Consider the following 12038-nt stretch of genomic DNA (forward strand, 5'->3'; position numbering starts at 1 on the left):
AAACAAAAACGACGATTTTTGTTTTAGAAGGGGGCGTGAGCCCCCTTGAAGGAAAAAATAAATCTCAAAAGTAAGGCCGTACCTTTTGAGACTTTATTGTTGTGAATCTAGATAGCTTTGCAGCAAGATGGTGGCGGCCATACTGTCAATGCTGGTTTTGCGTTTTTTTCTTTTAACGTCAGCGCTAATCATAAATTTTTCGGCTTGGGCACTGGTCAAGCGTTCATCCCAGGTTTGCATGTTAAGGCCCGTTTTTTTTTGTAAATTATGCATAAAACGTTCAATTTCTTCTTGCATGTGACTTGCTTCACCACTCAAGCGTTTTGGAATGCCAAACAATAACAGTTGGATATTTTCTTGTTCTGCTAGCTTTAAAATATTTTCAAATGCTTTTGAGTTGTTATCAATAAAATCTCTAGGATGCGCACACATGCCCAATGCATCACTGATGGCAATGCCAATACGTTTGGTACCATAATCTAAAGCCATAATCTTTTTTTGCATCTTGATTTTTCTTATGTGTTAAGCTGACAAAAAAAGCAAGTTTATGAGATTACGTTGCTTTATAGGGTAGGGTTTTAAGGCTACCCATTTATTTATTTATTCATTGCCACTGTTGTTATTGTAGTTACGAAAATCACTGTCAATCATAGGCTTAATGGCTAATCTATGACCCGCACAACGGGTAAAAACTTCTGCTTCAATTGAAGGCTGGTTGGGTAAGCCATCGTACACCGGTAAAATCAGCACACTACCTCTTTGGGCTTGGTTAACTGCCATAAATTCACCATTTCTGATATAGGTACCATCTTTTTGTAAAGTTCCAGGGGCCATGGCCATATCTGAAGCGCGTGAATTTGCACTGAATTGCAATTCTTTTTTACCATTGTTGGTTGCAAAAATGTTATCCAAACTGTAGGCAGTAATGGTTCCATCATTTTGTAAAGCGATAATGGCTCTATCTTGTGCTGTGGCCACTTTTTTGAAACTCCAGTCAGCATTGGTCATATCAACAGCATTGCGTTTTTCACTTTGTAATGTAACGTGTACAAAACCATTTCTTCCGGTGCCAGTAATAGATGCGTCAACAATATTTTCAAGAGTAGAATCTTTACCCAACAAAGCAGGAACTTCTGGCATAATCATAACACCATAAGTGGGTGTAACAGAAAACCAGCCCAATTGTGAAAACCAGTTATCAATTGGCGCTTGTTCTTGAGCAACGGTGTTTCTTAACCAACAACCATCAGGGGTAACAATGTTTAAGTCATCAATACGATCTTCAACGGCAGGTTCAGGCATTTCGTTGGTCAAGTATAAAATTTTACAGAGTGCAGTGGCACCTCTGCCTTGACCTTGCTGAAAACCAACGGCCAACAAATCACCGTACATGTTTAATGAAGTAATTTTAGTACCCGCCATATGGTTAGAAAAATCTAAGGTTCTGGTAATAGGCGCTAAAGGTCTTCCAGTTGCAGCATCTTCTTTATTAATTCTATAGCCAATTTTTGGAATGCCCGTGAATGAAGCAAAAACATATTCTCTTCGTTCTAAACGGTTACCTTTTTGTACATGCAATACGTTGGTGGTCACCAAGTTCATGGGTTGTTCTGCTCCAACAAAACGAACTTCACGTTTGTTGTAAGAAAAATCTAAGGCACCACTGTTGCTATCAAAGGGAATGCCATACAAGCCTCTTTGTTGAGTAACCCATAATTTAAAAGGGCTGACCGCAATGTTTGATGCTACTTTTTCATCAGAGCTAAAATTTAAGCCGCTCAGGGTTTGACCAGCATTGCCTGAAATTCTTTGACCATTGATAATGGTATTACCATTGTTTAAAACGTGACCATAACTGTTACTTTGAAAGCTGTCATCCACAGCAATTAAAGAAATTCTGCCAACACTTGTCCCGGTGTTGACTTCCCATGGACGAGATCCACTCCCTGTAGACTCAGTCACTTCCCAAGGGTTGTTTTGTTGTTCTTGCACTGGAATATTGCATTGATTTTCTGGACTTAAAACATAAACAAAATGTTTGTTACCTCTCCACTCTACACCGTAAGCGCTGCCACCAGATAGAGAAGAAGACGTATTATTTTCAATGGCATTGGCCGCAGCATAGCGTTGTTGCGGAGGATTAATGTCTCCCCTTTGCGTAAGGTTACATGAGCTCATCAAAAGAGCTGTTGATAACGATAAACTGTAAGCTAAATTACGCATAACCAACTTTGCTTTTAACACGTTGCGTTTATTTTCACAAGGGTTAAAATTCAAGTTACTAGCTTTAAAAGAAGTATGTGTCTCTGTAATTTTCCTACGCTTTTTTTCCATATCAGACCTCAAAATATTTTTGTCTGTAGATAAGTAATACAAAGATTATGCCAAAACAAATTAAATAAAATCAGATACTTGTATTTAATTTATCATGCGAAAAAACACAACTTTGGGGCAAAGTTGTCTCATAAGGGGTGAGAAGTGTTTTGATATCGACAGTCTCTAAAAAATGCAGTAGGGATGGCTTTATGTTGAAACAAAGTTTTAACTTCCATTTTTACCAAAAAGGACTGCCAGTTAAACAGCGCGTTTTGGCAATGTTTTTGACTTTATTGGGTTCAGGTTTGTCAGCAAAAGCTCCAGGTACAATAGGTTCTTTATTTGCCTTAGGTTTATGGTATCTGTCTGGTCTACATACGGTTAGCCTTGTTTTACAGGTTTTTTCTGCTTTATTCATGTTGGCTATTGGTTATTTAGCCTGCTTGATTTATGAAAAACAATCACAAGAAAAAAATAAAGACAATCAATGTATTGTTATTGATGAAGCTGCCGGGATGTGGATTGCATTAATTGCGATGCCAGAAAAATGGTGGGTATACATACTTGTATTCGTGTTGTTTAGAGTGTTTGATATTGTTAAATTATTTCCCTGTGATTATTTTGATAGAAATATGAAAAATGCTGCTGGTATTATGTTAGATGATGTTGTTGCAGGAATCTATGCCAATACCAGCGCTTACATTTTGATTTCATTTCTCAAATGGATGTAAAGCAATGAATAGAAAGGAAAAAAAGATTTATTCTGAATTTCCCCTGGGTGGAGGCCGAGATGCGCTTTGCATAAATTATACTAGATTATTGCAAGACAAGAGCCTTGCTCTTCACGAGTATAGCTTTATGAATTTGATGATGAGAAAAGTGGAGAAAAAACTTTATACCTCTTCTATTGGCAAAGGAGTGAATTGATGAAGACCGTGTCTTGGTCAAAGAAGAGGGGAGAGATTCCCGCTTCTATAAAAACGGTAGAAATTATTGTTATTGGCAATGAACTTTTAGAAGGTAGGAATATAGACAGCAACAGTGCCTGGTTAGGCAGACAGCTCAATGCACTAGGCTATGAAGTTGTTCATAAGCAAACCGTGTCTGATAATATGGATGCAATTGTTTCAGCATTACACTTGGCGTTCCAAAGGGCAAACTATGTTTTAACTTCAGGCGGATTAGGTCCCACTTCAGACGACTTGACCTTTGCGGCTGTTGCTAAAAGTCTTGAGCTTGATTTGCTGTACAATAAAGCAGTAGAGGATGCTATTAAACAAAGATTTATACAGCTTGGTAGGCCATATGCCCCTGCCAATAAGCAACAAGCCATGCTGCCCCAAGGAGCCAAAGTATTAAGCAATGCACTTGGAACGGCCCCAGGTATTCAATTTGAATACAGACATCATGATATGCAGGGTCATGGCTTTTGTTTGCCGGGAGTACCCAAAGAGATGCAAGCTATATTCTTGCAACATATTGTCCCACAGTTAGAACAAGCAGGGCTGGGTCAAGGTAAACCAAGACAGGAAAAAATTTTTACGCTTAGTGGGGTATCTGAATCTGCATTTACCTATAAAGTTGATGCTTTATTTGAACAGGATAATCTGCACTCAAAAGTTATTAATATTGCATACACAGCATCCTACCCCAAACTGGATGTTACTTTAAGTGCATACCTTGGTAGAGAAAGTTTTAAGCAAGATATTGTACAACGGTTTTTGAATGAATTTGGCTCTTATATTGTTGCGGAAGATGGCAAAGGTATAGAAGATGAGTTAGTGGATATCTTTAAACACAATAACCTCAAACTTTCATTTGCTGAGTCATGTACTGGAGGCTTATTAACTGCAACCTTGCTTAATGCTGCTGGAGCATCGGCAGTTTTAGAAGAGTCTTTGATTTGTTATAGCAATGACTGCAAAAATAAAAAATTAAATGTTTCTAAATCAGTTTTAGAGGAGTATGGAGCGGTATCAAATCAATGCGCGATAGCCATGGCCAAAGGCCAAATTCAAAATAGCCAATCCGATATTGCTGTGGCTGTTACTGGTATTGCAGGTCCAGGAGGTGGAACAGAAGAAAAACCAGTGGGCCTGGTCTATATTGCTTTAATGGTGTCAGAAAATGTGAAGAAAAAATTTGGTATTGATTTTGAAGATACACATTGGGTGCGTGAATTTAAATTTAAAGGTGATAGGCAAAAAAATAGACAAGGAGCAGTAATGGAAGCCTTAAAATTGGCAAAAGAGCTTGCTAACTATCTAAAATTAAAGCCTTAAAAAAATAAACGTACAATGTGTTGCGTAAAATCTAAAAATTTGATTATAGTTACAGATATCAAAATATATTAGGTCATTAAGCCAAAAACTGTGTGAAAAAGCTTCGCCTAGAGCCTAAAATCAGTTATGGATTGTTGATAAAACTGTTGAGAAGGAGAGTCAGAGTATGTCATTAGAAGCCAATAAAACCAAAGCCATTGACTTGGCTTTAGCCACCATTGAAAAACAATTTGGAAAAGGGTCCATCATGCGTCTTGGTGAGCGAGATGCAGTGGTTAAGGCTCCGGCTATTTCTACTGGTTCTCCAAGCTTAGATATTGCTTTAGGCATTGGTGGTATTCCCAAAGGTAGAATTGTTGAAATTTATGGTCCAGAATCCAGTGGTAAAACAACCTTAACTTTGCACATGTTGGCCAATTGTCAAAAAGCTGGGGGTGTAGCAGCATTTATTGATGCTGAACATGCACTGGATGTGACCTATGCAGAAAAATTAGGGGTCAATACAGCAGACTTATTATTGTCTCAACCCGATGCGGGTGAACAAGCCTTAGAAATCACTGAAACCTTAGTACGTTCTGGTGCTGTTGATTTAATAATTGTGGACTCAGTTGCAGCCCTAACACCCAGAGCTGAATTAGAAGGCAATATGGGTGACTCGCATATGGGTTTACAAGCGCGTCTTATGTCACAAGCTTTAAGAAAACTGACTGCAGCTATTGCCAAATCAAATACAACAGTGGTGTTTATTAACCAAATTCGGATGAAAATAGGTGTTATGTTTGGTAGTCCAGAAACAACAACCGGAGGTAATGCGCTTAAGTTTTATTCTTCTGTGCGCTTGGATATTCGCCGCATTGGTGCCATTAAAAATGGTGATGAAGTTATTGGTAATAAAACTCAAGTGAAAGTGGTTAAAAATAAAATGGCATCACCGTTTAAAAAAGTTGAGTTTGATATCATGTATGGTGAAGGTATCTCGTATGTAGGAGATATTTTAGATCTTGCTTTGGCTCAAGACTTGGTTGAAAAAAGTGGAACATGGTTCTCTTTTAACGGAGATAGAATGGGTCAAGGTCGGGAAAATGCTAAGCAGTATTTAAGAGAGAATCCAGATGCATTGGAAAACTTAGAAAAGCAAGTGTATGAGGCGGCTGGTTTGGATGCGCCTAAACGAATTAAAACTGCAGAAAAAAAAGCTGCTACCAAAAAAAGCTCAGAAGACAATAAAGAAATAGTAGGAGAAACAACCAAAGATACTGAAGCAAAGTAGTTTTATACTGATTTTACCTATAGATAAATTAAAAGCTCCGCATAATTATGCGGAGCTTTTTGGTTTTTATTGTCTACATAAGTCTTGAAGGTTATGATGGGCTTATGTATCAGATTAGAGAACTCCTCAATATTGCAGTTAAAGGTAAAGCCTCAGATTTACATATCAAACCGGGAATGGTGCCCATGTTTAGGGTGAATGGAAAACTTTACCCTATTAAACATGGAAAAATTGTAACAGCTGAAGATACACAACGCATGGCTTACGGTATGATGACTCAAGAGCAAATCAAGCGTTTTAAAGAAAAGCCAGAGATGGATGTTGCCCACAGTGAAGACAAAATAGGACGTTTCCGGGTTAATATTTTTCAACAACGTGGTTCAGTGGGGATGGCCATTAGAAGTATACCTTTTGATGTTCCTGATTTAGATGATTTAGGTTTACCAGAAGTGATCAAAACTTTATGTGATAAGCACAGAGGCTTGATTTTGTTTACCGGTGCAACGGGATCAGGGAAATCAACCTCTTTGGCGGCAATGATAAAAAAAATTAATCAAACCCGTAGTGGACATATTTTAACCATTGAAGATCCTATTGAGTATTTAATAAAAGATGAAAAGTGCATTATTAATCAAAGAGAGGTTGGGCTTGATACAGATGGTTATTCTTCCGCACTCAGAGCAGCTTTAAGACAAGATCCAGACATTATTTTGGTTGGGGAGATGCGTGATGAGGAAACCATTCATACAGCCTTGGTCGCTGCCGAGACCGGCCACTTGGTTTTATCTACATTACATACTTTGGATGCCGGAGAAACCATCAATAGAATTTTAACCACCTTTCCTCCACATCAACAGAGACAAATTCGTTTGCAGTTAGGGGCTGTATTGCAAGCTATCATTTCACAAAGATTGGTCCCTACCAAAGATGGAAAAAGCAGAGCTCCGGCGTGTGAAGTGCTAATCAATAATAGTAGAATTCGTGAAATGATTGAAAATGAAGAAAAAACCAGAGAAATCAGCGATGCCATTGCTCAAGGTAAGACCAGTTTTGGTATGCAGACCTTTGATCAATCCTTGATGCAATTGTTAACTCAAGGATTGATAACATATGACGAAGCTTTAAGACAATCATCCAACCCTGACGACTTTGCCCTGAAAATGAAAGGAGTGGATTCCACGGGTGCATCTAAATGGGATGACTTTGATAGCAGAGCACATGATGATAAAAGAGATAAGATGAGTTATACCCAAGATGACGACGATGATGATGCAATGAATATTGAACGTTTTTAATTTTTTTAAAAAGCTTGCAAACAATACTATACTTTTATTTTTTATCTCATTTATAAAAATGTTAGGATCCGGTTTTAAAGATTGCGCAAGGGCGTAATATTTCGTAGGTATGTGAAATGTCAAAAAAAATTGTTCAATCCCATGAAATTAGAGAAACTTTTTTAAGCTTTTTTGAATCAAAACAGCATAAGCGCGTTCAAAGTGCATCTTTGGTGCCTGCAGAAGACCCTACTTTATTATTCACCAATGCTGGGATGAATCAATTTAAAGGCGTGTTTACTGGAGAAGAACAAAGGTCATACAATAAAGCTGCTTCTGTACAAAAATGTGTTCGTGCTGGTGGTAAACACAATGATTTAGAAAACGTGGGCTACACAGCCAGACATCACACATTTTTTGAAATGTTGGGTAATTTTTCATTTGGCGATTACTTTAAAAAAGAAGCCATTGCTTTTGCTTGGGAGTTCACAACACAATATCTGCAGTTTCCTTTAGAAAATTTGTATGTCACTGTTTATCAAGATGATGAGGATGCCTATAATATCTGGAAAAACGATATTGGCTTGGATGCAAGTAGAATCTTTCGCTTTGGAGAAAAGGATAATTTTTGGTCTATGGGTGATGTTGGTCCATGTGGTCCTTGTACAGAGTTGTTTTACGACCAAGGTGAATCAGTTCCTGGTGAAAAACTAGGAGATGATAGTGATCGCTTTTTAGAGTTCTGGAACTTGGTTTTTATGGAGTTTGAGCAAAAAAAAGACGGCTCAAGAATTAAACTACCCAATCCGTCCATTGATACTGGCATGGGTTTAGAGAGAGCCAGTGCATTGGCTCAAGGGGTGAGCAGCAACTATGAGTCAGATTTATTTATTCCATTGCTCAATCATTTAGGTCAGAGTTCTGCGGGCAAAAACTATAATGACATCAATTCTGAGCAACAAGCGTCCTATAGAGTTATTGCGGATCATCTGAGGTGCATGACATTTTTAATTGCCGATGGCGTTTTACCCAGTAATGAAGGCAGAGGCTATGTGTTAAGAAGAATTATGCGCAGAGCCATGCGCCATGGTAAAAAAATAGGTTTTGAAAAACCATTTTTACATCGTTTTTCATTGGATGTAATTGAATCCATGCAGCAAGCTTACCCTGAATTACAAAAGTACAATTTACAAATTCAAGATTGCATAGAAAGTGAAGAGAAAAGATTTTCTCAAACGATTGATAGAGGAATGAAACTTCTAGAGGAAGAGATTGTTAGTTTAAATAATAGTAAATCCAGTGAACTATCAGGTGAAGTTGCGTTCCATCTGTATGATACGTATGGGTTTCCTGTTGATATGACCGCAGATATCTTGCGTGAAAATAATTTAACCTTGGATGAGGTTGGCTTTGATCAAGCGTTTGCAGAACATAAAGAAAAAGCCAAAGGGTCCTGGAAAAAAAGTAACACAGATGATTTAACGGAGGTCCTAGACCAGTGGAAACAAGATAAACTGAGCAATCATTTCTTGGGTTATGACAGCTTAACAAGCATTGCTAAAATAACTGCTCTGGTTAAACAAGGAAAAAGTGTTGATGTGCTTAAGGAAGGTGAAACAGGACTTATGGTATGTGACCAAACACCTTTTTATGGAGAAAGTGGTGGTCAGGTGGGTGACCAAGGGTTAGCAGAAAGTACCGTTGGCCAAGCAAGCATTATTGATACACAAAAATACCTTAATGATTTGCATGTTCATTCCGTTCATGTTGAACGAGGCAAACTTGAGCTTGGAGATAATATTAATTTAAGTGTAGATGCTAAACTAAGACAAAAAACTGCACAGAATCATACAGCTACACATTTATTGCATGCAGCTTTGATTCAAACTTTAGGAGAGCATGTCAGACAAAAAGGATCTTTGGTAGGGCCAGACAAGCTACGCTTTGATTTTAGTCATAGTAAAGCATTGACAACAGGTGAGATTAAAAAAATTGAACAAGTGGTTAATGAACAAATTTGGTCTGGTAAAAAAGTAGAAAAAAAGAATATGAGTATGGAACAGGCAATAGCCAGCGGAGCCATGGCTTTATTTGGTGAAAAGTATGGTGAAGAAGTCAGGGTTGTGAGTATTGGTAACTTTTCCGTTGAGCTGTGCGGGGGGACCCACTTGGATGCCAGTCATGAAATTGGCTTGTTGAAAATAATTAAGGAGTCCAGTGTATCTGCTGGAGTCAGACGTATAGAAGCCTTAACATCAGACAGCGCTTTACGTTATTTGAATAAACAAGAAGAGCAGTTGCATAAGATAGTAAAGAAACTCAATGTTTCAGCGGATAAATTAGAAGAAAAAATTGAGCAATTGATCATTCAAGGCAAGCAAAAACAAAAACCTGCTTCTGCACAAGTTGTAGCCAAGTTTGAACATGCCACTCAAAATCAAATAAATAATGTGGATGTGGTCTATCAAATTTTTGATGGTATGGATGTCAAAACCTTGCGAGATGTATCTGATAGATATCTTGAAAAAATACAAGCAGGGGTGGTTATCTTAGCTTCAACTGTTGAAGGAAAAGTAAGTTTGTTATGTAAGGTCTCCAAAAACTTAACACCCAAAATTCATGCCGGTCAATTGGTTAAAGAAGCGGCCGTTCTTATAGGTGGATCTGGTGGCGGAAGACCGGATATGGCTCAAGCAGGTGGGCAAGATGCATCTAAAATTGATGCAGCCATAGAACACATGCTTGCGATAATGAAAAAAACGCGTACCTAGCTTTACTTTTGGGAACGATGAGCAAGTTTTTTCTTGAGCGCTGACATTTTATGCAGATATTTGGTTTTTGTTTGTGTATCAATCTCTAGATTAAGAACCCTTTGGCATTCATCGTAGTTTTTGAGTCTATAATAAGCCAAAGCTGTTTTGTATTGAGCTTTTTGGTGAAGCTCGGGGTAGGAATAGTTATCTAATAAAGGTTCTAAGCGGTTGATAGCAGATGTGTATTGTTTTTGCTTAATATAAAAATTACCAACATAGAGTTCTTTTTCATAGATTTTTTTCTTGGCCTGTTTGCTGTAGGTTAATGCTTCTTTTGCAGCTTCTGTACCTGGATACAAACGAATGACTTCATTAAAATAACTAATAGATGACTGAGTATAACTTTGATCTCTTGAAGCAACTTTGTTGGCTTGTTTTAGTTGTGAAAGACCAATGCGTAAGGTGACATAAGCTATTTTTTCATGTTTAGGGTAAAACTTTTTAAACTGGCTGTAAGCATATTCTGCTTCAAGGTAGTCACGGTTATTGTAGTATGCATCACACTTGAGTAGAGCAGCTTGTGAAGCATAGCTACTTTCTGGAAAACGGTTTTCTAGATTTTCAAAATGTAAAGCAGCTTCTGAGAAGTTTTTTTTATCAAAAAGAGCTTGGGCTTTATTAAACAGTTCTTTGGGGCTATCGTAATCATCTGGGGTTTTAACTGAACAAGCAGATAAAGTGATTAGGCTAATAGTAAGTGCAAAAAAGCAACTTAAGTTTAACTTTGGCGCGTTTAACATGCCTTTGGACTAACCTATCTTGGATAAATGAGCAAGTAATCTGAGTTTTTAAAAATGGAGTAGAAAATAATCATTCTTGTTTATTTAGAGTAAAAGGTAGTGTGGTTTTACATGCTAAAGTTTGCAGCTCATAGGGAATTTGATAGTTCAATTGTAGTTGACCCCTGGCAGTTGGTTCTTGAAGAAAGTCGAGAATTAAATTAAAATCTAGGACAACTGAATTGTATGATGTTTCTTCCGGGAGTTCTTGCAATAAAGCATTTTTAAAGTCTTTTTTTAATTCCGGTGCGCTGGCTAATTTGGCTTTGCCGTTTTTATTAATACTGCCATGCCAAATCAGATTATCTTGATCTTCACCACAAAAAAGTTCTAAATTTTGATTGCTTTTGCAATAGAGTTGCTCAGATTGCAGTTTTTCCTTATCAAATTGATGAACAAAATTTTCATCCACCTCTTCATAATTAAGAGTACATGTTTGCTCACCATCGGCAAAATTCATGGTGTAAGCGCCTTCTAAAGTATGAACATTTTTTTGTGAAATGCTAGCTTGGGTTTTGTCTACAGTATCAGCATCATTAACAGGCTTGTTTTTACAAGCAAACTGTAAACTGACCAATAGAATTATAGCCAAAAAACGCTTCATAAATGGCTTGTAACACAATTTAAGCCTGAAAGCCAAATAAATAATGCAACGTGTTAATTTTGAATAAGATGTTTTGTTCTTTTTATAATGTGATATAGGATAAACGATGCAAAAACACTTAATAGTATTGGTGTGGGCAGTACTGGGTTTATATGCTTGCGGTGGTGGTGAGAGTGATACTATAAATCCTCCAGACAATAAATTTGCCCAAAAGATTGATTATTTTCCAACAATTGATGAGTTGGAAGTCAATGGCCAATCTTTAATATCATTTACATTTTCTACGCAAATGGGAGAAGAAATTATCATTGATATTAATGGTATGGCCAGTTGCAGCAGTAATGACGTTAGTTGTACGATTTTGGTCAATAATGGTGAAAATGACCTTCATGCCAGTGGTGACTTTTCAAACTGGACTGGAGGTTTGGCATTTGTGCAGTGTGAAGCTATAGATAATCCAGAATGCACCATCAATCTAGAGAATTCTGGTAATTATGCCGTTGGCTTAAGCACGTAAGTCTTCCATCAATTTTTTATATTTTTCTCGCAGTTTTTTAAAAATGATGTATATATGCATCCTGTTGCCCAGATAGCTCAGTCGGTAGAGCAGAGGATTGAAAATCCTCGTGTCGGCGGTTCGATTCCGTCTCTGGGCACCACCATTTCTTTAGAATTTCAGCACAATTTGGATTTTTGTTTT

10 protein-coding genes and 1 tRNA gene are annotated in these 12038 nt (G+C 37.5%); 7 read left to right on the forward strand and 4 right to left on the reverse strand.

Going from position 1 to position 12038, the window contains the following annotated elements; translation table 11 throughout:
- Positions 1-93: 93 nt before the first annotated feature.
- The gene (ruvX, locus tag PKC21_03930; GenBank protein ID HMR24487.1) at positions 94-504 is read right to left on the reverse strand and encodes a Holliday junction resolvase RuvX; all 411 of its coding nucleotides are present in this window, start codon (positions 502-504) and stop codon (positions 94-96) included.
- A 96-nt stretch (positions 505-600) separates the two neighbouring features.
- Positions 601-2244, reverse strand: a complete 1644-nt coding sequence (locus PKC21_03935) for a hypothetical protein (protein HMR24488.1) — start codon at positions 2242-2244, stop codon at positions 601-603.
- Positions 2245-2525: 281 nt separating this feature from the next.
- Between PKC21_03935 and PKC21_03940 the strand changes: the two genes are divergently transcribed.
- The 5 genes from PKC21_03940 to alaS all read left to right on the forward strand — a co-directional run bounded on the left by PKC21_03940 (position 2526) and on the right by alaS (position 9913).
- Entirely contained in the window at positions 2526-3047 is a 522-nt protein-coding gene (locus PKC21_03940; protein HMR24489.1) for a phosphatidylglycerophosphatase A, read from the forward strand.
- Positions 3048-3242: 195 nt separating this feature from the next.
- Positions 3243-4598, forward strand: a complete 1356-nt coding sequence (locus PKC21_03945) for a CinA family nicotinamide mononucleotide deamidase-related protein (protein ID HMR24490.1) — start codon at positions 3243-3245, stop codon at positions 4596-4598.
- A gap of 166 nt (positions 4599-4764) precedes the next feature.
- On the forward strand, positions 4765-5868 hold the full coding sequence (gene recA, locus PKC21_03950; protein ID HMR24491.1) for a recombinase RecA: 1104 nt from the start codon (positions 4765-4767) through the stop codon (positions 5866-5868).
- Between the two features lie 104 nt (positions 5869-5972).
- Positions 5973-7163 (forward strand): type IV pilus twitching motility protein PilT, encoded by a 1191-nt coding sequence (locus PKC21_03955; protein ID HMR24492.1) that lies wholly within the window; start codon positions 5973-5975, stop codon positions 7161-7163.
- Positions 7164-7279: 116 nt separating this feature from the next.
- A complete protein-coding gene (alaS, locus tag PKC21_03960; GenBank protein HMR24493.1) occupies positions 7280-9913 on the forward strand; it encodes an alanine--tRNA ligase in 2634 nt (877 codons plus the stop codon).
- Between the two features lie 2 nt (positions 9914-9915).
- Here alaS and bamD read toward each other — a convergent pair whose 3' ends face one another.
- Positions 9916-10695, reverse strand: coding sequence for an outer membrane protein assembly factor BamD (bamD, locus tag PKC21_03965; GenBank protein HMR24494.1), 780 nt, complete (start codon positions 10693-10695; stop codon positions 9916-9918).
- Positions 10696-10765: 70 nt separating this feature from the next.
- Positions 10766-11338: a hypothetical protein gene (locus tag PKC21_03970; GenBank protein ID HMR24495.1), complete on the reverse strand. Its 573-nt coding sequence runs from the start codon at positions 11336-11338 to the stop codon at positions 10766-10768.
- A 106-nt stretch (positions 11339-11444) separates the two neighbouring features.
- Between PKC21_03970 and PKC21_03975 the strand changes: the two genes are divergently transcribed.
- Together PKC21_03975 and PKC21_03980 are read left to right on the forward strand one after the other, a co-directional pair.
- The gene (locus PKC21_03975) at positions 11445-11855 is read left to right on the forward strand and encodes a hypothetical protein (GenBank protein ID HMR24496.1); all 411 of its coding nucleotides are present in this window, start codon (positions 11445-11447) and stop codon (positions 11853-11855) included.
- 66 nt (positions 11856-11921) lie between these two features.
- Positions 11922-11997, forward strand: a tRNA-Phe gene (locus PKC21_03980).
- Positions 11998-12038: the final 41 nt, after the last annotated feature.

The organism is Oligoflexia bacterium, assembly GCA_035326705.1.
Classification (GTDB): Bacteria; Bdellovibrionota_G; JALEGL01; order JALEGL01; family JALEGL01; genus JALEGL01.